At 61.9% G+C, this 22111-nt stretch carries 23 protein-coding genes; 13 read left to right on the top strand and 10 right to left on the bottom strand.

What is annotated here, in order from left to right:
• The 3 genes from AACZ65_RS17410 to AACZ65_RS17400 form a co-directional block, all read right to left on the bottom strand.
• The coding region (locus AACZ65_RS17410) for an acyl-CoA dehydrogenase family protein (RefSeq protein WP_339673020.1) at positions 1 to 1282 on the bottom strand (1282 nt) is incomplete at its 3' end.
• A 34-nt stretch (positions 1283 to 1316) separates the two neighbouring features.
• Positions 1317 to 1718, bottom strand: coding sequence for a MerR family DNA-binding transcriptional regulator (locus tag AACZ65_RS17405; RefSeq protein ID WP_037270225.1), 402 nt, complete (start codon positions 1716 to 1718; stop codon positions 1317 to 1319).
• Positions 1719 to 1889: 171 nt separating this feature from the next.
• Positions 1890 to 2258, bottom strand: a complete 369-nt coding sequence (locus tag AACZ65_RS17400; RefSeq protein ID WP_339673018.1) for a MerR family DNA-binding transcriptional regulator — start codon at positions 2256 to 2258, stop codon at positions 1890 to 1892.
• Between the two features lie 118 nt (positions 2259 to 2376).
• Here AACZ65_RS17400 and AACZ65_RS17395 point away from each other — a divergent pair, with 118 nt between their 5' ends.
• The 7 genes from AACZ65_RS17395 to AACZ65_RS17365 all read left to right on the top strand — a co-directional run bounded on the left by AACZ65_RS17395 (position 2377) and on the right by AACZ65_RS17365 (position 9822).
• A complete protein-coding gene (locus tag AACZ65_RS17395) occupies positions 2377 to 2799 on the top strand; it encodes a PaaI family thioesterase (protein ID WP_339673016.1) in 423 nt (140 codons plus the stop codon).
• Entirely contained in the window at positions 2799 to 3308 is a 510-nt protein-coding gene (locus AACZ65_RS17390; RefSeq protein ID WP_037270442.1) for a PaaI family thioesterase, read from the top strand. Before AACZ65_RS17395 ends, AACZ65_RS17390 begins: the two co-directional genes overlap by 1 nt.
• Positions 3301 to 4653 carry an MATE family efflux transporter gene (locus AACZ65_RS17385; protein WP_339673014.1) on the top strand — a complete coding sequence of 451 codons (1353 nt, stop codon included), beginning with the start codon at positions 3301 to 3303 and terminating at the stop codon, positions 4651 to 4653. Before AACZ65_RS17390 ends, AACZ65_RS17385 begins: the two co-directional genes overlap by 8 nt.
• 55 nt (positions 4654 to 4708) lie before the next feature.
• Positions 4709 to 5131, top strand: coding sequence for an alternative ribosome rescue aminoacyl-tRNA hydrolase ArfB (arfB, locus tag AACZ65_RS17380; protein ID WP_037270231.1), 423 nt, complete (start codon positions 4709 to 4711; stop codon positions 5129 to 5131).
• Between the two features lie 119 nt (positions 5132 to 5250).
• Positions 5251 to 7800 (top strand): calcium-binding protein, encoded by a 2550-nt coding sequence (locus tag AACZ65_RS17375; protein WP_339673009.1) that lies wholly within the window; start codon positions 5251 to 5253, stop codon positions 7798 to 7800.
• Between the two features lie 328 nt (positions 7801 to 8128).
• Positions 8129 to 9250, top strand: a complete 1122-nt coding sequence (locus AACZ65_RS17370) for a beta-ketoacyl-ACP synthase III (RefSeq protein ID WP_339673007.1) — start codon at positions 8129 to 8131, stop codon at positions 9248 to 9250.
• Between the two features lie 113 nt (positions 9251 to 9363).
• Positions 9364 to 9822: a hypothetical protein gene (locus AACZ65_RS17365; protein WP_339673006.1), complete on the top strand. Its 459-nt coding sequence runs from the start codon at positions 9364 to 9366 to the stop codon at positions 9820 to 9822.
• Between the two features lie 14 nt (positions 9823 to 9836).
• Here AACZ65_RS17365 and AACZ65_RS17360 read toward each other — a convergent pair whose 3' ends face one another.
• Together AACZ65_RS17360 and AACZ65_RS17355 are read right to left on the bottom strand one after the other, a co-directional pair.
• Positions 9837 to 10412 carry a HupE/UreJ family protein gene (locus AACZ65_RS17360; protein ID WP_339673003.1) on the bottom strand — a complete coding sequence of 192 codons (576 nt, stop codon included), beginning with the start codon at positions 10410 to 10412 and terminating at the stop codon, positions 9837 to 9839.
• Between the two features lie 139 nt (positions 10413 to 10551).
• Positions 10552 to 11949, bottom strand: coding sequence for an aminotransferase class III-fold pyridoxal phosphate-dependent enzyme (locus tag AACZ65_RS17355; RefSeq protein ID WP_339673001.1), 1398 nt, complete (start codon positions 11947 to 11949; stop codon positions 10552 to 10554).
• A 427-nt stretch (positions 11950 to 12376) separates the two neighbouring features.
• On the opposite strand from AACZ65_RS17355, the gene AACZ65_RS17350 reads away from it, so the two are divergent.
• From AACZ65_RS17350 to AACZ65_RS17340, 3 genes are all read left to right on the top strand, one after another.
• Complete coding sequence (locus AACZ65_RS17350; protein WP_037270243.1) at positions 12377 to 13375, top strand: ABC transporter substrate-binding protein; 999 nt, start codon at positions 12377 to 12379, stop codon at positions 13373 to 13375.
• Positions 13376 to 13462: 87 nt separating this feature from the next.
• On the top strand, positions 13463 to 14272 hold the full coding sequence (locus tag AACZ65_RS17345) for an ABC transporter ATP-binding protein (RefSeq protein ID WP_339672999.1): 810 nt from the start codon (positions 13463 to 13465) through the stop codon (positions 14270 to 14272).
• Complete coding sequence (locus AACZ65_RS17340) at positions 14269 to 15534, top strand: ABC transporter permease subunit (protein WP_339672998.1); 1266 nt, start codon at positions 14269 to 14271, stop codon at positions 15532 to 15534. Before AACZ65_RS17345 ends, AACZ65_RS17340 begins: the two co-directional genes overlap by 4 nt.
• Positions 15535 to 15573: 39 nt before the next feature.
• Here AACZ65_RS17340 and AACZ65_RS17335 read toward each other — a convergent pair whose 3' ends face one another.
• From AACZ65_RS17335 to AACZ65_RS17320, 4 genes are all read right to left on the bottom strand, one after another.
• Positions 15574 to 16419 carry a DUF1989 domain-containing protein gene (locus AACZ65_RS17335; RefSeq protein WP_339672997.1) on the bottom strand — a complete coding sequence of 282 codons (846 nt, stop codon included), beginning with the start codon at positions 16417 to 16419 and terminating at the stop codon, positions 15574 to 15576.
• Between the two features lies 1 nt (position 16420).
• The gene (locus AACZ65_RS17330) at positions 16421 to 16636 is read right to left on the bottom strand and encodes a hypothetical protein (RefSeq protein WP_037270251.1); all 216 of its coding nucleotides are present in this window, start codon (positions 16634 to 16636) and stop codon (positions 16421 to 16423) included.
• A 4-nt stretch (positions 16637 to 16640) separates the two neighbouring features.
• Positions 16641 to 17216: a peroxidase-related enzyme gene (locus AACZ65_RS17325; protein WP_339672996.1), complete on the bottom strand. Its 576-nt coding sequence runs from the start codon at positions 17214 to 17216 to the stop codon at positions 16641 to 16643.
• 72 nt (positions 17217 to 17288) lie between these two features.
• Entirely contained in the window at positions 17289 to 17870 is a 582-nt protein-coding gene (locus tag AACZ65_RS17320) for a DNA-3-methyladenine glycosylase I (RefSeq protein WP_339672993.1), read from the bottom strand.
• Positions 17871 to 17978: 108 nt separating this feature from the next.
• On the opposite strand from AACZ65_RS17320, the gene AACZ65_RS17315 reads away from it, so the two are divergent.
• The 3 genes from AACZ65_RS17315 (at position 17979) to phbB (ending at position 21023) form a co-directional block, all read left to right on the top strand.
• Positions 17979 to 18815: an EAL domain-containing protein gene (locus AACZ65_RS17315; protein ID WP_339672991.1), complete on the top strand. Its 837-nt coding sequence runs from the start codon at positions 17979 to 17981 to the stop codon at positions 18813 to 18815.
• 140 nt (positions 18816 to 18955) lie between these two features.
• Complete coding sequence (locus tag AACZ65_RS17310) at positions 18956 to 20131, top strand: acetyl-CoA C-acetyltransferase (RefSeq protein ID WP_339672988.1); 1176 nt, start codon at positions 18956 to 18958, stop codon at positions 20129 to 20131.
• A 169-nt stretch (positions 20132 to 20300) separates the two neighbouring features.
• Complete coding sequence (gene phbB, locus AACZ65_RS17305; RefSeq protein ID WP_037270259.1) at positions 20301 to 21023, top strand: acetoacetyl-CoA reductase; 723 nt, start codon at positions 20301 to 20303, stop codon at positions 21021 to 21023.
• 45 nt (positions 21024 to 21068) lie between these two features.
• Here phbB and AACZ65_RS17300 read toward each other — a convergent pair whose 3' ends face one another.
• Complete coding sequence (locus tag AACZ65_RS17300; protein WP_339672985.1) at positions 21069 to 22106, bottom strand: LacI family DNA-binding transcriptional regulator; 1038 nt, start codon at positions 22104 to 22106, stop codon at positions 21069 to 21071.
• Positions 22107 to 22111: the final 5 nt, after the last annotated feature.

The raw sequence follows: 22111 nt of genomic DNA, 5'->3' as shown, positions 1-22111 counted from the left end.
CGTCGCGGGTGAACTGCGACATGCCCCATTCCTCGATATAGCCGTGGCCGCCGTAAATCTGCTGCGCCAACACGGTCATGTCGTAACCTTCGTCGGTGAGAAAGCCCTTGATCACCGGCGTCATCAGCGAAATCAGACCTTCGGCAGCGGCATCATTACCACGATGCGAACGGTCGATGAGTTCCGCGCCCCAGAGCATGAAGGCGCGCGCACCCTCGATAAAGCTCTTTTGATCCATCAGCGACCGCCGGATGTCGGGATGCACGATCAACGGATCGGCGGGGCCGTTGGGGTTTTCCGTGCCGGTCACGGCGCGGCCCTGGAGACGGTCCTTGGCATAGGCCAATGCGTTTTGATAAGCGACCTCAGCCTGCGCCAGACCCTGCATGCCGACGCCGATCCGCGCCTCGTTCATCATGGTGAACATCGCCCGCATGCCCTTGTGCTCTTCACCCAAGAGCCAGCCGGTGGCCCCGTCATAGTTCATCACACAGGTGGAATTGCCGTGAATCCCCATCTTTTCCTCGATCTTGCCGCAGCTCACGCCATTGCGGTCACCGAGGCTGCCATCCTCTTTGACGATGAATTTCGGCACGATGAAGAGCGACACGCCCTTGATCCCCTCGGGGCCACCGGAGATCTTGGCCAGCACCAGATGGATGATGTTGTCGGCCATGTCATGCTCGCCCGACGAGATAAAGATCTTCTGCCCGGTGATCTTGTAGCTGCCATCGCCCTGCGGTTCGGCCTTGGTGCGCATGAGGCCCAGATCGGTGCCGCAATGCGGCTCGGTCAGGTTCATGGTGCCGGTCCACTCGCAATTGGCCATTTTCGGCAGGTAGGTGGCCTTTTGATCGTCGGTGCCATGCACAAGGATCGCCGAGGCCGCGCCATGGGTCAGACCCTGATACATGGTAAAGGCCTGATTGGCGGCCGAGAACATCTCGCCCACGGCAGTGCCGAGGATATAGGGCATATATTGCCCGCCGAATTCCTCGGGCAGATCGAGGGCTGTCCAACCACCTTCTTTCATCTGTTCAAAGGCCTCTTTAAAGCCCTTCGGCGTGCGCACCACACCGTTTTCCAACACGCAGCCCTCGGTATCGCCCACGGCATTGAGCGGCATCAGCACCTCAGAGGCAATCTTGCCCGCTTCTTCCAGAACGGCCTTGGTAAAGTCGGGCTCAAGCTCGGCATAGCCGGGCGTGCTCTGTTCGGACACGTTCAGGACCTCGTGCAGCACAAATTGCATGTCACGGGTGGGGGCGGTGTAGCTTGGCATATGTCTCTCTCCCTAAAACAGGTGCCGGACCGGATTACTCGGCGGCTTTTTGGCTGGTCTTGAGCGAGGCCAGCATGCGCTCGCCCCATGTCATCTGTTCGCGCAGCTCAGAGATTGCGGCCTCCAGCTCGTCGCGCTGTTTCTCCATTTCGGCCAGACGCGTGCGCGCAACATCGTAGGCGCGGGCAATCTGGCTGTGCTGCTGATCCCCCTTGTCATAGAGATCGAGCAATTGGCGCAGGTCCTCGAGGCTGAAACCGAAACGCTTGCCGCGCTGGATCAGTTTCAGCCGGGCCCGGTCACGCCGGGTAAAGAGCCGCTTCTGCCCGACCCGGCGGGGCGAGAGCAGTTCCTTGGCCTCATAGAAGCGCAGGGTGCGGGGCGTTACGTCGAACGCCTCGCACATCTGGCGAATGGTCATCATATCGTCGGTCATCGGTTTACCCATGTCACAGCACATTTGCCGACAATCTGCGGATCATGGGCAATGGTTACAACAGCCGGGTGGCTTTACGTAACCACTACGTCGCGTCACTTTTAAGTTGACGTAAGATAAGGCAAGGTAAACAGGGTGCAGGGGAAATATTCTTGCCCTTGCGTCACCCGCTCAACCGAGATTCGCGGCGGTATCGTCGCGCAACTTCTTCAATTCTGCCATCGCTTCGTCAATTTGACGTCGCTGTTCTGCCAGTTCAGCCAACTGCCGGTCGGCAAGTTCAATCCAACTGCGCATCTGCGCATTGGTGCCCTCGTTTTCATAAATCAGTAGCCATTGCCTGATCTCTTCCAGGGCAAACCCGAATTTGCGACCGCGCAGTATCAGCGTCATGCGCGCACATTCGCGCGGGCCATACCAACGCGCGCGGCCATCGCGCTCAGGCTCCAGAAGTTCGATATATTCATAATATCGCAGGGTGCGCGGCGTCACATCATAGGTCGCACACATTTCCTTGAAGGACAGTTTCTTATCCGACATGGTCAGCCCTCCCGTTGTGCAGACGTTAGGACCAAGACGCGGCCCTTGCAACCGGTGCTCTTGCAGCTTGGGCAGATTAGGGATCATAAAGGGCGCATCACGATCCGCGGGGAACAGCATGACCGACGCCAAGACCAAGATCGCACAGCAGTTCATGCAGGCCCTGCCCCATGCCCGCGCCCTTGGCATGCGGCTGATCTCTATGGGGGATGGTCAGGCCGAGATCGAGATGGATTACGATCCACGCTTTGTCGGCGACCCAGAAACCGGGGTGATTCACGGCGGGGCGGTTTCGGCCCTGATGGATACGTGTTGCGGGGCGGCCGCCATGAGCCATCCGGCCTCGCCCGGCGGCACCGCCACCATTGACCTGCGCATCGACTATATGCGCCCGGCAACACCGGGGCAGCGCATCCGCGCCCATGCGGACTGTTACCACATCACGCGATCCGTGGCCTTTGTCCGGGCCAAGGCGATGGATGAGGATGAGGCGCGCCCAGTGGCGACGGCCACAGGCACCTTTACCGTGGAGGGCAAATGATGGCCCGGACCCGTCCTGAACCTGTGCAGGTGGTCAAGCAGCGGCGCGATGCGGCGCTGAAGGCCTTGGTCGAAGGGGTGCCCTATATCGGCTTTCTCGGGGTGCAGTTCGATCGGCGGGGGGATGAGTTGACCGCCCTGATGCCCTTTGAGGAAAAGTTGATCGGCAACCCGCTCTTGCCCGCGCTGCATGGCGGGGCGACGGCGGCGTTTCTCGAAATCACCGCGATCATCGGCCTGAGCTGGGGGATGCTCTGGGAAGAGATCGAAAGCGGCGCGTTCGACCCCGAGGCGATTGTCGGAGGCAAGCTGCCACGCTTGCCGAAAACTATTGATTTTACAGTGGATTACCTGCGTTCCGGCCTGCCGCGTGATGCCTATGCGCGGGCACAGGTCAACCGCTCTGGCCGCCGCTATGCCTCGGTGCATGTCGAGGCTTGGCAGGACAATCGCAGCCGTCCCTTTGCCCAAGCGACCGGGCATTTCCTGATGCCGCGTCGCGATGGCTGAGGTCGCGCGGGCGGTCACGCATGCCCGTGTCCTTAAAATTGCCCTGCCCATCGTGATTTCCAACGCCACGGTGCCGATCCTCGGCGCGGTGGATACGGGCGTGGTCGGACAGTTGGGGGCAGCGGCACCGATAGGCGCGGTGGGCATTGGCGCCGTCATAATTACTGGAATTTATTGGATTTTCGGATTCCTCCGGATGGGCACCACGGGACTGACAAGCCAAGCGCAGGGGGCGGGGCAGACGGGCGAGGTCGCGGCGCTCTTGACGCGGGCGCTGTTGATCGGCTTTGCCGGGGGGCTGACCTTCATCGCCTTGCAAGTCCCTGTTTTCTGGGCCGCTTTTCAGATTTCCCCGGCCAGCGAAGAGGTGGAAACCCTCGCGCGAGAATATATGGCGATCCGGGTCTGGAGCGCCCCGGCGATGATCGCGCTCTTTGGCATGACCGGGTGGCTGATCGCACAGGAACGCACACGGGCGGTTCTACTGCTGCAAATTGCCATGAATGGCATAAATATTCTTTTGGATCTGTGGTTTGTCCTGGGGCTCGACTGGGGTGTCGCGGGCGTCGCGCGGGCGACGGTGATTGCCGAATGGGGCGGTCTGGTGCTGGGCTTTTGGTTTTGCCGCGATGCGTTTGCCGTGCCTGCATGGTGCGACTGGCCAAGGGTATTTGACCGGGAGCGGCTGAAAAACATGGCCTCGGTCAACGGGGATATTCTGCTTAGATCATTGATGTTGCAGATTATTTTCATCTCTTTCCTGTTCTGGGGCAGCGATTTTGGCGATGTCACGCTGGCGGCAAATCAGGTGCTGTTGCAGTTCCTGAGCATCACCGCGCATGCGCTGGATGGGTTTGCCTTTGCCGCCGAGGCACTGGTGGGGCAGGCGTTTGGCGCGCGCTCTGTCGTGCGTCTACGGCGAGGGGCGCTGTTGACGAGCATCTGGGGCGTCGTGGTCTGTGTCGCCTTGGCCATTGCCTTTGCCAGCTTTGGCGGGGTGCTGATCGATCTCATGGCCAAGGCCCCAGAGGTTCAGATAGAGGCGCGCAACTATCTGATATATATGACACTTGCGCCCATTCTCGGGCTGGCGGCCTATATGCTGGACGGGGTATTCATCGGGGCGACGCGCACCCGCGACATGCGCAACATGATGGCGCTGAGCCTCTTGGTCTATGTCGTCGCGGCGCTGCTGCTGGCCCCTTCGATGGGCAATCACGGCCTATGGCTGGCGCTCTTGATCAGTTTCGTGGCACGGGGTGTCACGCTCGGGCTGCGGTATCCGGCGCTGGAACGGGCGGCAACCAACCTTACAGACCTTACAAAATCACCCTCGATTCTGTAAGGTCGCGGCACGGGTTTGCAGCGCCTGCCGGATGCGGACTGACGGAACGGGAACCATGCTGCACATCACCGATCAAATCGCCATCGAAGACTGGGAATTGACCGAGCAGTTCATCCGCGCCTCGGGGCCGGGAGGGCAGAATGTCAACAAGGTGTCGAGCGCCGTCGAATTACGGTTCGAGGCCGAGCGGTCGCCCAATCTGCCCGCGCCGGTCAAGACGCGGTTGCGGCGGTTGGCCGGGCGGCGCTGGACCAAGGAAGGGGCGGTCGTGCTGCAATGCGACGAGACCCGAAGCCAGACCCGCAACCGGGAAATCGTGCGGGATCGTTTGGCGGAGTTGATCCGCCAAGCCTCGGTCGCGCCCAAGCGGCGGGTGGCGACCAAACCGACGCTGGGGTCAAAGAAACGCCGCCTTGCCGCCAAGAAGCAACGCGGAGAGGTGAAGGCATTGCGCGGTCAGGTGGGCAGCGAGGAGTGAGGCCCGCGCCTTGATCGACCGCGGGCGCTCTGACCGCAAAGTTTTTACCCCGCGCCTGAAACTTTGTGCCGATGTCTTGCGTGACTGTTCCGTGATGCTTGCAAACGGGAGGTCAAACCATGGCACATCTAGCGACAAACTATTCCTCTTTCGAAACCTTTCTGCGGGGTGCGGAATCCACCTATACGGTTGATTTCATTGCGCTCAATGGCTCGGGCGTCAGTGGAACGGCGATCCTCGCGATTGGCGCGCCTGAAATCACCGGCGAACAATATCTCAACGTGTCCATCACCGTGGAAGGTATGGAACCCAACCAACCTGTACCGCAGCATATTCATGGTCTGTTTGACGTAGACGGCAATCCTGTGAATTCGCAAACGCCGGATATCAACAGCGATGCCGACCGCGATGGGTTGGTGGAAGTGCTGGAAGGTGTGGGCCAATATGGCGACGTGCTTTTGACCCTGAGCGGTGAGAGCGCCACGCCGATGACCAATGCCGATGGCTCCTTTACCTATATTCGGGCGTTCGATTTGAATGATGCGTCCAACTTTTTCAGCCCCGTCACCATGAATGATTATGTGGGTGCCGATATTCTGCCGCTCACCCTGCGGGAAATCGTTCTGCATGGCGTGGCCGTGCCGAATGGCATTGGGGCCGGAACGACGGGGGAGGTCAACGGCTCTCAGGATGGGTTTGTGCCAATTCTGCCTGCGGCGGCAGGCGAAATCGAGCAGATCACATTGGACGAAGCGCTGTCCCGTCTGGATGATCAACGGGCCATGGGCGGCGTCGCCCTGACGCTGGGTGATGCGGGCGAGACCGCGACGGGCACGGAAGGCGACGACAGTCTTGACGGTGGGGCGGGCGATGACGTGCTCATCGGTCTTGGCGGCAAGGACACCCTGACCGGCAACGGCGGCAGTGACGATATTGATGGCGGCCAAGGGGACGACGTGATTCTGGCAGGCAATGATGCCAATATCCCGAATGGCGCTGATGCCGGGGCCTCGGGGGCATTGCCCCGGACAGAATATGACAATGGCTATGCCGGGGGTGCCGGTGACGACCTGATCATGGGAGGGGCCGGAGACGACATCATCACCGGGGACGATGAGAGCCGGGTCTCTGCCGTCAGCGGGCAAACCTTCAACCCGGATGCGGATGGTGCGGACACCATTTTTGGCGGGGCCGGAAATGATGAAATCCATACCGGATCCTGGGCCGACAGTGATGACGGGTTTGGCAATACCCAAACCGGTACCGCCTCTGACGAGGCGCATGGCGGCGACGGCGATGACATTCTGCGCGGCGCCGGTGGCGACGATATTCTGAGCGGCGACGCGGGCAATGACGATGTCGGCGGTGGCGGCGGTGCGGATAGCATTACGGGCGGCGCGGGCGATGACGTGCTCTTTGGCAATGCCGGTGCGGATGTGATAGATGGTGGGGCGGGTAACGATACGCTGCGCGCAGGTGCGGGGGACGAGGACGACAGGTTCAATGCCGCCAGCTTTGGCGCGTCTGGCGCGCTTCCTCTGTCGGAATACGACAATGGCTATGCCGGTGGGGCGGGCGATGACCTGATCGAAGGCGGCGCGGGTGATGACATCATCACCGGTGATGACGACAGCCGCGTTTCGACCGCCACGGGGGGAATGTTCGATGCAACAGCCGATGGGTCCGACACGATCTTTGGTGGGGCTGGCAATGACGAGATCCACACCGGAAGCTGGTCGGATGGCGATGATGGTCTGAGCAATATCTCGACCGGGGTGCAGGGGGACCTGGCCTTTGGTGGCGATGGCAATGACATCCTGCGCGGCGCAGGCGGCAACGATTTCCTTGGCGGTGACGCGGGCAACGATGACATTGGCGGCGGCGGCGGGGCGGACAGCCTCGTGGGTGGTGCCGGTGATGACGTGCTCGCTGGCAATGGCGGCGATGATGTCGTCTCGTCCGGGGATGGTGACGACGTGGCCACGGGCGGCGATGGCGATGACCGGATCGGTGGAGGGCTGGGCAATGACCGGCTGTCCGGCGATGCGGGCGATGACGTGCTTGGGGCCGGTCTTGGGGATGACACCGTAGAGGGCGGCGATGGCAACGATCTGGTCAATGGCGGCGGCGGCGACGACGTTCTCACGGGCGGGGCCGGGAACGACAGGATGGGCGGCAGCCAGGGTGCCGACAGCATGACCGGTGATGACGGCGACGACCTGATGGGCGGCGGTGCCGGACAGGACGTCATGACTGGCGGCGCTGGTAACGATCAAATGGGTGGTGGTGTCGGTGACGACATGCTGGATGGCGGCGCGGGCGACGATTTTGTTGCCGGTGGCAATGGCCGCGACATGCTCAGCGGTGGTGACGGCAATGACACGATCAACGGCGGCAACGGCGACGATGAGATGCAAGGCGGGGACGGGATGGATGTCTTTGTCTTCAACAGATTCAACGCCGGAGAAGTCGATGTGATCTCGGATTTCGACAGCGCGGGCGATCTGCTTGATCTGCGCGGGGTTGCCGAGGGCTTTGATGGTCTGGGCATCGCCGAGACGTCGTTTGGCGGCTCTGCCGCGACCGAACTCAGCTATCAGAACCACACCATTCTTCTGGTCGGGGTAGAGGCCGCGACGCTGGACGAGAGTGACTTTCTCTTTGGTTGAAGTGGTCAGAACAAAGGGCCCCTCGCACGCTGCGGGGGGCCAACCGGACTGACGCCTCATAGCTTTGGTGGCCTGCGCGCGGCCGTTCTTTTTCAGGCGCGTTTTTGCGTTGAGCTGCACTCTGTTCTCTCGGGTGGCGGGTCCACGTCAGATCTTGTCAACCTTTCGCAAGGACAGCACAGCTGAGGCCTGCCAGAGGCCGGTTGCCTCTGTGGGATGCCACGCTGGTGCCTCTGTGGCGCTAGTCCCGTGCTGAAATGGCGCGACGTCGGGCTTGACCCCGCGGCAGGACTGAGGTGATCTGATCGAACCTTTGAGGAGAATGAGAATGGGTTTGCCCGCAATCACGGGAACAGGTGTTTTCACACCGTCCGAGGTGATCACCAATGAGGAACTGGTCGTAGCCTTTAACGCCTATGCCGAAGCGTTCAACGCGCGACATGCGTCAGAGATTGCAGCCGGAGAGGTGGAGGCCAAAGGCTTGTCCTCGCCCGAGTTCATCGTGAGTGCTTCGGGGATCGAGCGGCGGCATGTCATGGACAAGACCGGCGTACTCAATCCCGAGGTGATGCATCCGCTGTTGCGGCAGCGGCGGGACGACGAGCCGGGGATCATGGCGGAAATGGCGATGGACGCCTGTGCGCAGGCCCTCGCTCAGGCCGGGCGAGAGGCGGCGGAGGTCGATCTGATCATCTGCGCTGCGTCGAACCATGAACGACCCTACCCGGCCATTGCCATCGAGATACAGCAGCTTTTGGGCGCGGGGGGCTTTGCCTTCGACATGAATGTCGCCTGTTCCTCGGCCACCTTCGGGATTCAGGCCGCCGCCGACATGATCCGGGGCGGATCGGCCAAGCGGGCGCTGGTGGTCAGCCCCGAAATCTGTTCCGGGCATCTGGAATGGCGCGACCGCGATTGTCATTTCATCTTTGGCGATGTCTGCACCGCCATTCTGATCGAGCCCGTGGAAGAGGCCAAGGGGCCGCATTTCGTGATCCGCTCCACGCGCTGTGCCACGCAGTTTTCCAACAATATCCGCAACAACAACGGGTTTCTGCGGCGCACGCGCCCGGACGGGCTGGCGGACCGGCGCGACATGCAATTCGTGCAGGAGGGGCGCAAGGTGTTCAAGGAGGTGTTGCCGATGGTCTCGGCACATATTCTGGCGCATCTGGAGGCCGAAGGCGTTGTGCCCGATGATTTGCGGCGGCTGTGGCTGCATCAGGCCAACAAGGCGATGAACGATTTCATCGGGCGCAAGGTGCTGGGCCGGGTGCCGGAGCCGGAGGAGCAGCCGAATATCCTGCAGGATTATGCCAACACATCCTCTGCCGGGTCGATCATCGCCTTTTCCAAATATTCCGACGACCTTCGGCCCGGCGATCAAGGTTTGATCTGTTCCTTCGGAGCGGGCTATTCGGTGGGATCGGTTCTGGTGGAGCGCGGGTAATCCGCGGCCAAGCCCTTGGGACAATTTTTAAAACTGACAAAACATGGCAAAGCCGCTATGGGACATCCCGGTAAGGGTGGCCTCAGAAATGGCGGCCGATTTGGGGAATGCGTATGTCGACGACGGGAAGTTACCTGAAAAAGCACACCGAAGCCTTGGTCAAGGACGTCGGAATCGAGGCGGCCTGCCAATTGACCGGCAAGTCCAAGGCGACGCTGGGACGCTATTATTCCGACCACGAAGAACACGCCGACCGCTTCATGCCGGTGGATACCGTGGCCGCCCTAGAGGCCGCCGCAAGCTATCCGCATGTCACAAGCGCGCTGGCCGAGTTGTGCGGTGTGAGCCTGAGCCTGATCGCAGAGCGGCGCAATACGCAGGAGCGGGCCAATGTGAACAGCGATGTGATCGCGCTGTCACAGCGCTTTGCGATGCTCATGGCCGAGTATCAGCAGAGCATCGCGGATGGGCGGATCACCGTGAACGAGGCCAAGCGGCTATTGCGCGAGACCACGCAATTGCAGCAGGTCTTGATCGAGATGAAGCTGCATCTTGAGGAAGAAGTGACCTGACGCCAGCGGCGCGCTCAGGCGAAGGCGATATAGGCCCCGGCAAGCGCGGTTGCCCCGCCCATCAGGCGGAGCGGCAGGGCGCGGGCATTACGGGTTTCACGCGCAGCGGTGAAGGCGATGAGCAATCCCGCCCCATGCAGAAGCGCCGTGGCGATGGCAAAGCCCGCGCCGAATTGCAGCGCCTGCGCCTGACCCAGTTCACCGCCATGGGCGTGACCGTGAAAGAGCGCGAAGAGTGCCACAAGGGTCATGGCCAGCCCCGGCGCGGGACGCAGCGCAAGGGCCACGACAAGACCAAGCGCCATGATCGAGGCGAGGATCATCGGTTCGACCATCGGCAGAGGCAGGCCGATCAGGGCCCCGAGAAACCCGAGGATCATCGCCAGAACAAAGGCGCTGGGCACCGTCCAGAGCGCGCGGCCGCCGATTTGCGCCGCCCAGAGGCCGACGGCGATCATGGCCAGAACGTGATCAAGCCCAAAGAGCGGATGCGTGACCCCGGCGAGGAAAGAGCCATATTCGCCCTCGGGCAGATGCGCCGCTGCGGGGCTGGCAGCGAGGATCAGGAGCGGGGCGAGGAGGCGTTTCATTGGGGGGTCCTTATCTGGTCAACCGGCGCCTCAGGGTGAGTCGCGCCTCTGGGGCAGGATGTAGAGGGTTGGAACGGGACGCAACAAAAAACCCGGCACGCGGGTGCGCGCCGGGTCAGGTGGGGAAATCCGAAAAGGATCAGCCAAAGACGCGGGTCAATGCCGCATCCGTGGCGGAGATCAAGTGGTTGATGTCGTCCTTGGTCGCAATCAGCGCGGGCGAATAGCACAGCGTGTTGTTGAAGCCGGGGATCGAACGGTTGGTGGCACCGATGATGACGCCCTGCGCCATGCAGTCGGCCACAACGGCCTGAACCCGCTTTTCATCCATCGGTTCCTTGGAGGCGCGGTCGGCAACCAGTTCGGCCCCGAGAAACAGACCCTTGCCGCGCACATCGCCGATGACGGCATGCTTGTCCTTGAGCGCGCGCAGCTGGTCGAGCATGTAATCGCCCATCGCCACGGTATTGCCCAGAAGATCCTCTTCCTCGATGATTGCCATGTTCTCCAGCGCCGCAGCGGGACCGGCGGTGCAGCCGCCAAAGGTCGAGATGTCGCGGAAATAGTTCATCGGATCGGTGGTGTCGTCCTTGAACATGTCGAACACGCGCTCGTTGGTGACACAGCAGGCGATGGCGGCATAGCCCGAGGCCACGCCCTTGGCCATGGTCACGAAATCAGGCTCGACCCCGTAATGCTGATAGCCGAACCAGGTGCCGGTGCGCCCGACGCCGCAGACAACCTCGTCGATATGCAGGAGGATGTCGTATTTGCGGCAAATCTCTTGCACGCGGGGCCAGTAGCCCTCGGGCGGGGTGATGACGCCACCACCGGCAGTGACGGGTTCAAGGCAGAGCGCGCCGATGGTGTCGGCGCCTTCGGCCAAGATCACCTCTTCGATGGCATTGGCGGCGGCAATGCCATATTCCTCGCCCTCCAGATCCCATTGCGCGCGGTATTCAAGGCAATGCGGCACCCGCACGAAACCGGGGGTATAGGGGCCATACTGCGCGTTGCGCTGATCCTGACCGCCCGCCGAGAGGCAGGCAATCGTGGTGCCGTGGTAATCGCGGTCGCGGTAGAGGATTTTATGCTTTTTGCCGCCATAACGCTTGTGCGCGATCTGGCGGACCATTTTAAAGGCCTTCTCATTCGCCTCGGAACCGGAGTTGGTGTAGTAGACGCGGCTCATTCCCGGCATTTTCGAGATCAGCTTTTCAGAGAAAAGCGCGCCGGGGATCGAGCCTGCGGAGCCTGCGAAATAGGGCAGTTTGATCAGTTGGTCGCGCACCGCGTTGGCGATGCGTTCGCGGCCATAGCCCACGTTGACGGTCCAGACGCCGCCGGAGACACCGTCGAGATGTTCCTTGCCCTTTTGGTCCCAGACGCGCATGCCACGCCCCTCGACGATGATGCGGGGATCGGCCTTGGGGTCGGTGCCGCTCCAGGGCGCGTGTTGAATCAGGTGATGCCAGACATGCGCGCGGTCGGCCTCGACCACATGGGAGATGTCGTTGTCGCGAAGTTTGCCGTCCATGGCGATGCTCCATCAGGTTGAGGCCCGGCGCGGGGCGCGGGCCGTCTATGTATATCACGGGTTGTCCTGCCCGCATATCAGCCGAGAATCCGGGCAGATCGTTAGGGCCAGAGCATAGCATTAAATAGGTCCAGAATAACCCGCCGCTGCGCGAGTTTGCGAGTAACTCTCTGGTCTATTTCAGTTTTTCATCAACAGGGACGAGCGCCGCTTCTGTTTCAGGCTATCCGAAAACCTCTTTTCGGAAATACTGAAATGATCTTAGCTCTGTTATAATTGCGTTGATCGGGGCCTGTGGATCGGGTTCACTCTGGGCTGTCGCCTGTTCCGGGGTGCGTGTGATCCAATCGGCCCGGACGCAGGAGAAACCCGCCGAAACGTGCGGGGTGAAACAGAAAAACGACTGTAACCAACGGGAGAAGACAAGATGAGCATGAAAAGCAAACTGATGTCGGCGGTGGCTGGCGCGGCGTTCTTGGCCGGAGCCGGGGCGGCAAGCGCAGAAGAGATCACCGTGGCCTATTTCCTCGAATGGCCGATGCCGTTCCAGTATGCCAAAGAAATGGGCACCTATGACAAGGAAATGGGCGTCAAGGTCAACTGGCGTGCGTTTGACACCGGCACCGCGATGAGTGCTGCGATGGCGTCGGGCGATGTGCATCTGTCGGTCAGCCAGGGTGTTCCGCCCTTCGTGGTGGCCACCAGCGCCGGGCAGGATTTGCAGACCCTCGACGTGGCCGTGAGCTATGCCGACAACGACAACTGTGTCGTCGCCTCGGCGCTGGAGATCGACAAGACCAACGCCGCCGAACTGGCCGGCAAGAAGGTCGCCGTGCCGCTGGGCACCGCCGCGCATTACGGGTTCCTCAAGCAGATGAACCATTTCGGCGTGGATATTTCCACCATGGACGTGGTCAACATGGCCCCGCCAGAGGGGGCCGCCGCCATCGCGCAGGGCGCTGTTGACATGTTCTGTGGCTGGGGTGGATCGCTGCGCCGGGCCAAGGAGCATGGCAACGTGCTGTTGACCGGTGCCGAAAAGGAAGAGCTGGGAATTCTGGTGTTTGACGTGACATCCGGCCCGGCGGCCTTTGTCGCGGAAAATCCCGATCTGGTCGCCAAGTTCCTGAAAGTGACCGCAGATGCCAACGCGATGTGGGCCGATCCGGCCAATCGCGACACGATGCTGCCGGTCATCGCCAAGGATAGCGGCATGGATGTCGAGGCCACGGCAGCAACGATCGACACCTTCGTATTTCCCACTGTCGAAGAGCAGTTGACCGCCAAATGGCTGGGCGGCGGCGCGCAGGAATTCATGAAGGGCGTGGCCGAGGTCTTTGTCGAGGCAGGCAGCATCGATTCGGCGCTGGCCACCTATGAGAACAACGTCAACACCGGACCGCTGGCCGCCGCCAACGGCATGTAAGCCCGGCTGACGGACTGAAACGAGGCCCGCCCCGCATGAACGGGCGGGCCTCTGCCCAACAATCCCAGAGAAAAACAGGGGGTGGGGATGTCGACACTTTCCATTGATAACATCTCGATGCGGTTCGATCTGCCGAATGGCAGCCATGTGCAGGCGCTCAAGAATGTTTCGCTTGAGATCAAGACCGGCGAGTTGATGAGCGTGCTGGGGCCGTCAGGCTGTGGCAAGACCACGCTTCTGAACATCCTTGCCGGGTTTCTGGCCCCGACCGAGGGGCAGATCACGCTGAACGGGCATCGGGTGACGGGCCCGGATGCCGAGCGCGGCATGGTGTTTCAGCAAGGCGCGCTGTTTGAATGGATGAGCGTGCGCGACAACGTGAGTTTCGGCCCCCGCATGGCAGGCAAGCGGGAAAAGGAATGGGCCGGCACGGTCGATCATCTGCTCGATGTCGTGGGCCTACGCGATTTCAAGGAAAAGGCGGTGTACGAGCTGTCGGGGGGTATGCAGCAGCGCGTGGCGCTGGCGCGGTGCCTCGCGAATGACCCCGACGTGATCCTGATGGACGAGCCCTTGGGGGCGCTCGATGCGCTGACGCGCGAAAAGATGCAAGGTTTGGTGCTGAAGCTCTGGAAAGAGACCGGCAAGACCATCATTCTGATCACCCATTCGGTCGAAGAGGCGCTGCTCTTGGGTGAGCGGCTGTTGGTGATGGCACCGCGACCGGGGCGGGTCCACAAGGAGTATCGCCTGCCCTTTGCCGAGATGGGGGCGGGCCGTGATCTGCGCGAGGTCAAGAAAGTACCTGATTTCGCCGCCAAGCGAGAGGAAATCCTGACGATGATCTGGGACATGGAAGAAGAGATCATGGGCCGGGCAGAGGAGGCGGGCGCATGATCATCCTGATCATTTATGTGGCGATTTTTGCGGCGTCGTTTTTCGTCGTGCGCCTTGGCGTGCGCAAATTCCGGCAGATGAACGATTTCACCTCGCTCAAGACGGTGACCTTCGGGGATGAGAGCGCGGTGCGCCCGGATCGCTGGGCGAGCGTGATTTCGGTGGTCACGATTTTTTTGATCTGGGGCGCGTTCACGGGCAGCAAATGGGTGCCCATCCATGCGCCGGGGCCATTCATCGGCGATACCAAATTCACCTATACGCTGGAGGGCCCGGACGGCACGCGCGACGATGCGACAGTGACGGTGCGGGTCTTTACCGTGGGCGAGACGGTCGAAGACCCGGTGATCGAACCGGGCGAAGGGATTGCCAAGAATGACGTGCTGACGGTGGGCGCTTGGCGGTCGCAGCTCTTGCTGATGGACAAGAATGATGAGGTGACGCGCGATCAGGGGGCCAAGGTGATCGCGATTGACGGCAAGCCGGTGAGCGCAGGGCAGACCGTTGCGGTGGCCGATGGCACCGTGGCCGTGACCGCCAAGGGATCGCTGAATTTCGCCCCCGCCAAGGGGATGCAGATGGAGCCCATATGGCTGCCGGCGCCCGAGGCGGTGGTGTCGCGTCTTATCGAAGTGTCGAAGCAGGGCTATCAGAACTTCACGCTTTTGGAGCATCTCTATTGGTCGCTGTTCCGGGTGATCGTGGGCTTTGCCCTGGGCGCGCTGGTGGGGATACCGCTGGGCTATGCCATGGGGCTGAGTGACTGGTTCCGCGGGTGGTTCGATCCGATCGTCGAATTCATGCGCCCGGTGCCGCCTCTGGCGCTGATTCCGCTGGTCATCATCTGGGCCGGGATCGGCGAGAGCGGCAAGATCATCCTGCTGTTTCTGGCCGCGCTCTGGATCATGACGATTTCGGCACGGGCGGGTGTATCAGGCGTGGCGATTTCCAAGGTCCATGCCGCCTATTCGCTGGGCGCAAGCAAATGGCAACTCATGCGGCATGTGATCGTGCCCAACTCGCTGCCCGAGATTTTCACCGGCGCGCGCGTCGCGATGGGGGTCTGTTGGGGCACGGTGGTGGCCGCCGAGCTGGTGGCGGCGGAAAAGGGCGCAGGCATGATGATCATGGTCGCCAGCCGCTTTCAGCTGACCGACATTGTGCTGATGGGGATCATCCTGATCGGGATCATCGGCTATGGCATCGACATCCTGATGCGCAAGGCCGAGAACTGGCTGGTGCCGTGGAAGGGCCGGGTTTGAGATAAGGTGCGGGCAGGGCTAACCCCCTGCCCTTTCCTTTTACCGCCCGTGGCTGCCGTCATAGCCATTGCGCGCGGGGCTCTGCCAACCGGAGAGCGCGCCGGGCGCGGGGGCGAACACCTCGACCAGCATCGGGTAACAGGCCGCCGTGTCGCTGGTATGCTCGGACGAGCAATCGCCGCCGGGACAGGCGCTCAAGCAGCCCAGAATGTCGATCTCGGCAAAGAATTCCAGATAGTCGCCGGGGCGCACTGGCGACGCCTTCATGAAATATTGCCCCGTGTCGCGGGTGAATCCGGTGCACATGAAGACGTTGAGCACGTCGTGAACATGCGGTTCCGCCTCTGCCAGGGACACGCCCAATTCATCCGCCAGGGCGCGGGTCAGGTTGGAATGGCAGCAGTGGTGATACTTCACCCCCGACAGCAGGTTGCCGGTATAGGGATCGCAGCGGGTGCCGATCACGTCATGCACCGAGCCGCCGAATTCGTCGATACCATACCAATCCAGACTATCCCCGGTGATCGTGGCCATCGGGCGCAGGTGCGGAAAGGACGACCAGAGCCGCTCGCCCGTGGTGACATGGGTGCCGTGGAGCGCGCGGGTCTTGCCGGAATAGAACCGCTCTGTGAGGTCATGCGCGTTCCAGAGGTTGAGATCGCCCACCTGTGGGCCATCCACACTGGTGATGCGAAAGAATTGCCCGGCCTCGGCACGGAAGCAGGCCGCCTCGCGCGGGGGGACCAGCACCTCGGCCACCTTCTCGGCCCCCTCGCGGGCGGCGGCGTAGAGCGCCAGATCGGGCACGGGCAGCGTGTCATTGGGATAGCAGATCACGGGCGGCACGGCGCGGCGGGCGGCGGCATCGGCGGGGCTATGGCTCATCTCAGTCCTCTGGAACGTCGCGGGGATTTACCGCGCAATCCAAAGGCGGTTTGCCGGTGGATGTAAAGACCTGCGCACCGCAGGCCATGCAGCGGTAATAGGATTGCCCGTCGCGGTCCTGCCTTCGATCCGCGCGCCAGCGGCACGACCGCGTGCGCCGGTTGGACAGGATCAGCACCAGCACGAAGGCGATGATCAGCCCTGCGACAACCAGCATCGGTTTACCCTTTGACCATCGCCTCGACCATGGCGCCAAAGCGGCTGTAGGTGGCGGCCTGATCCTCGGGCGTGGTGCCGGTTGCGGGATGCCCCTCGGGCGCCTCGGCATAGTCGAAATTGACGCCTGTGCCTTCGATGATCCGGTTCATCATGTTGAAGAGCGCGCAGACCTGCACCGCCTCGTAGAGCGCCGCCTCGGACCAGCCCGCGTCATAGACCGCCTGCGCGTCGCGCGCCACGAGCTTGCTGGGCAAGGTGTTGAGCTTGGCCACATAGGCCAGAAGTGGGCGCAGTTTTTCGTCGATCGGGGCGGTGTCGACATCCGCAATCAGCGCGTCAATGAGGCCCGCGTCGATGCCGAACACCTCGGCATAGGCGCGATGTGCGCCCGCGCAAAAGGTGCAGGCGTTGAGGGCGGACACATAGGTGGCGATAAGCTCGCGCTGGCCGATGCTCAGCTCTCCGTCGCTGCGCAAGAGCCCGTCGGTATACTCCATCAGCGGGCGCACGTTGCGGGGAAAGCGCGCGTGGAGGTCCATCAGATGCGCGGGATCGGGAAGGCTGGGCAATAGGGGCATCGGTTTCTCCTGTGATGGCGGGACCATCGGACAGGATGGCACGAATGAAAAGCCTTCGCTGGGATAGCGCGATCACATTGCGGTGCGCGCGCCCATCCGGGCCACAGGCGCATGACAGGGGCAGGTGACGAGGTGATCGTTGACCATGCCCACCGCCTGCATGAAGGCATAGGTGATGGTGGGACCGCAGAACTTGAAGCCGCGTTTCTGCAAATCCTTGGAAAGTTTTACAGAAATATCGGTCTGCGCGGGAACCTGTGCCAAGCTGCGCCATTGGTTCTGAATGGGCTGACCGCCGACATGGCCCCAGAGGTAGCGGTCAAAGCCTTCGTTGGCTTCGATCTCGGCCCAGGCCCGGGCATTGCCGATGGTCGCCGCGATCTTGCCCCGGTGGCGGATGATGCCCGGATCGGCCAGGAGGCGCGTCACCTCATCCTCGCCCCATGTGGCGATGACATGCGGATCAAACCCTTGGAAAGCCGTGCGAAAATTCTCGCGCTTGCGCAGGATGGTGATCCAGCTCAGCCCCGCCTGAAAGCCATCGAGAATGAGCTTTTCCCAGAGCGCGCGGCTATCATATTCGGGCACGCCCCATTCGGTATCGTGATAGGACAGGTAAAGCGGATCGTCACTGACCCAGCCACAACGCTCCATCGTTTTCCCCCTCTGAAACGGCAGATACGCGCGTCCATTCAAATGCGCGGCTTAAGCGATCCTTAAGCCATCTGCGCCAGTTTGAGAACAAGCGTTCCGGAGGGGCAAATGGGACAGAAACATAAATGGGCCGATATTCCGGCGGGGTTCGATACCCCGCTGTCCTATGCCGTGTCAGCACGGGACCGTTCCGTGATCGACATGGTCAATCAGGCGGTGAAGCACAAACAGGTGCTCTTGGCCTATCAGGCGGTGGTGCCCGCGCGGCAGCAGGATCGGCCTGCGTTTTACGAGGGGTTGATTCGTGTGCTCGATGCCACGGGCCGGGTGATCCCGGCCAAGGATTTCATCACCCAGATCGAGGTGACGGAAACCGGGCGGCTCATTGATTGTCTGGCGCTGGAAAAGGGGCTGCGCACGCTGATCAACTATCCGGACCTGCGGTTGGCGATCAACATGTCGGCGCGATCCATCGGATATTCACGGTGGATGCGCACGTTGAAGAAAGGGCTGAGCGACGACCCCACCATCGGCGAGCGGCTGATTCTGGAGATCACGGAAAACTCGGCCATGTTGGTGCCCGAGCTAGTGACCGGGTTCATGAAAGAGCTACAGGCCAAGGGAATAAGCTTTGCACTCGATGATTTCGGGGCGGGTTACACCTCTTTCCGGTTTCTCAAGGAGTTCTATTTCGACATTCTCAAGATCGACGGGCAATTCGTGCGCGGCATCGCCACGGACCCCGACAATCAGGTTCTGACCGCCGCTCTGGCCAGCATCGGCCAGCAATTCGATATGGTGACAGTGGCCGAAAGCGTCGAAAAACCGGAAGATGCCGCCTATCTTGCGGCGCTGGGGATTGATTGTTTGCAAGGCTACTACTTTGGCGCGCCCACGGTGCGGCCCCCCTGGATTGACAGCGCCCTTGACCGCGCCACCGCTTGAATGTGACACTCCGTCCGTTGCCGCAGTGCGGCATCTAAGATATGACGCCGCGTAACGGCGGAGGTGACAGAGGAATGGCCACGTTAATGTGACATTCCTATGCCACACTCCCGTCCGGCAAATCCTGGTGGAGGACATAGATGACCAATGTAGTAATCGCATCCGCAGCGCGCACCGCTGTGGGTTCCTTTGGCGGCGCGTTCGCAAATACGCCGGCGCATGATCTGGGCGCAGCCGTGCTTGAGGCGGTGGTTGCCCGCGCGGGTATTGAAAAGAGCGAAGTCTCTGAGACGATTCTCGGTCAGGTGCTGACCGCCGCGCAGGGCCAGAACCCGGCGCGCCAGGCGCATATCAATGCCGGTTTGCCAATTGAATCCGCAGCCTGGAGCATCAATCAGGTCTGTGGCTCGGGTCTGCGGGCCGTGGCGCTGGGCGCACAGCATATCCAGCTGGGCGATGCCGCCATCGTTTGCGCCGGTGGTCAGGAAAACATGACGCTGAGCCCCCATGCCGCCTATCTGCGCGCCGGTCACAAGATGGGCGACATGACCTATATCGACACGATGATTCGCGACGGTCTGTGGGATGCGTTCAACGGCTATCACATGGGTCAGACCGCCGAAAACGTGGCCGACCAGTGGCAGATCACCCGCGACATGCAGGACGAATTCGCCGTGGCCAGCCAAAACAAGGCTGAAGCCGCGCAGAAGGCGGGCAAGTTTGACGACGAGGTGATCGCCTTTGCCGTCAAGACGCGAAAGGGCGAAATCATCGTCGACAAGGATGAATACATCCGCCACGGTGCCACGATCGACGCCATGCAAAAGCTGCGCCCCGCCTTTACCAAGGATGGGTCGGTCACGGCCGCCAATGCGAGCGGTCTGAATGACGGCGCGGCGGCAACCCTCTTGATGAGTGCCGATGAGGCCGAGCGCCGTGGAATCGAACCGCTGGCGCGGATTGCATCCTATGCCACCGCCGGGCTTGATCCGTCGATCATGGGCGTGGGTCCGATCCATGCCAGCCGCAAAGCGCTGGCCAAGGCCGGTTGGAGCGTGGCCGATCTTGATCTGGTAGAAGCGAACGAGGCCTTTGCCGCGCAGGCCTGTGCGGTCAACAAGGAAATGGGCTGGGATCCGGCCATCGTCAATGTGAACGGCGGCGCGATTGCGATTGGCCACCCGATTGGTGCCTCGGGCTGTCGCGTGCTGAACACGCTGCTCTTTGAGATGAAACGACGCGGGGCCAAGAAGGGTCTGGCCACGCTCTGCATCGGCGGCGGCATGGGCGTTGCCCTCTGCGTCGAGCGTCCGTGAAGCGCGCGGGCGCGGTCTGAGACAGGATCAAGGGCACCCCGCACGGTGCCCTTTTTCATGCCGCGCCGAAAATAGCCGCATCGCAGAAAATTTATCGCGCAACAATATTGCGCAATTCAACTCAAACCGATAACCAAGTTTCAACGCACCAGCCATATTGGAGGATATCATGGCAAGAACCGCACTCGTCACCGGGGGCTCTCGTGGAATCGGCGCCGCCATTTCCAAGGCGCTCAAGGAGGAGGGCTATACCGTCGCCGCGACCTATGCGGGCAATGATGAGGCCGCCGCCAAATTCACCGAGGAAACCGGCATCAAGACCTATAAGTGGAACGTGGCGGATTATGACAGCTCCAAGGATGGCATCGCGCAGGTTGAGGCGGAACTGGGCCCGATCGACATCGTGATCGCCAATGCCGGCATCACCCGCGATGCGCCGTTCCACAAGATGACGCCGCAGCAGTGGAAAGAGGTAATCGACACCAACCTGACAGGCGTGTTCAACACCGTGCACCCGGTCTGGTCGGGCATGCGCGACCGTGGCTTTGGCCGGATCGTGGTGATTTCCTCGATCAACGGGCAAAAGGGCCAGTTCGGTCAGGTCAACTATGCGGCGACCAAGGCGGGCGATCTGGGCATCATCAAGTCGCTGGCCCAAGAGGGTGCGGCCAAGGGCATCACCGCCAATGCCATCTGCCCCGGCTATATCGCCACGGAAATGGTCATGGCCGTGCCCGAAGCCGTGCGGGAAAAGATCATCGGCATGATTCCGGCAGGCCGTCTGGGCGAGCCCGAGGAAATCGCACGCTGCGTGACGTTCCTTGTGTCCGAGGATGCCAGCTTTATCAACGGCTCGACCATTTCGGCCAATGGCGCGCAGTTCTTTGTCTGAGTGACACGCGCTTGTCAGGGAAAGCCCGCCCGATGGCGGGCTTTTTCATGTCCGGGGGGCGGCGAGCGTGCCGCGAAAGCAAATTTCTGTCTCGAGACAGACGGGTGCCGGGGCCACGCCACCGCCGACCATGTCGACCAAGAGTTGCGCCGCAGCGCGCCCCATGTCACGGTGCGGGACATGCACGGTTGTCAGGGCCGGATCGACCACGGTCGCAATCTCGATATCGTCAAAGCCGGTGATCGAGACATCCTGCGGCACGCTGAGGCCAAGCTGGCGCGCCATCTGCAAAGCGCCCACCGCGAGCACGTCATTGCCGCAGATCACGACGGTCGGGGGCGTGGGCAGCGCCATGAGCCGCGCCATCGCCGCGGCCCCGTTGGCGATGCTGTAGGGCGTTTCCTGCAGGTGCAACGCGGAGGGGTCCAGCCCGCAGTCGCGCAAGGCATCGCGCACCCCGGCAATCCGGTCGCGGGCGCGGTCGTTGCCCGCCGCATGTGCGGAAATCATGCCGATGTTCCGGTGCCCGAGTTGCAGCACCTCTTGTGCCAAGCCCGCCATGGCGCGACGATTGTCAAAACCGATCGAGGGGCGGGCCTGTGCCGGATCAAAGGCCCAAGCGATCAACACCGGCACGCCGCGCTGTTCGAGAAAGGCGTAGATACCGGGATCGCGGTCATGGCCGATGAGCAAGAGCGCATCCGCGCCGCGCGCCACAAGGGTGCGAATCTGATCCGCCTCGATCTCGGGGCTGTAGGAGGAGGAGGCGACCAGAAGTGTCTGGCCGCTGAGGTGCAATTCCTCCTGAAAGGCCTGGATGGCGCGGGCAAAGATTGCGTTCTCCATCGTCGGGATAATCGCGCCGATGATGCCGGTGCGCCGCGCGGCCAAGGCGCGCGCGCCGAAATTGGGGGAATACCCAAGGGCCGCGACGGCGCTCAGGACCCGGTCGCGCGTGGCCGTCTGCACCTGCGCGGGGGAGTTGAGGCAACGCGAGACAGTGGCGGTCGAGACCCCCGCCACCCGCGCGACATCGGCCAGCGTGGGCAGGTTGGGAGCGCTGTCTGAGAGGCGTCGATTCATCCTGT

Source organism: uncultured Roseovarius sp., from assembly GCF_963972555.1.
In the GTDB taxonomy this organism is placed as follows: domain Bacteria; phylum Pseudomonadota; class Alphaproteobacteria; order Rhodobacterales; family Rhodobacteraceae; genus Roseovarius; species Roseovarius mucosus.
Note: the sequence above shows the minus strand (reverse complement) of the source record. Positions and strands in the feature narration are given on the sequence as shown.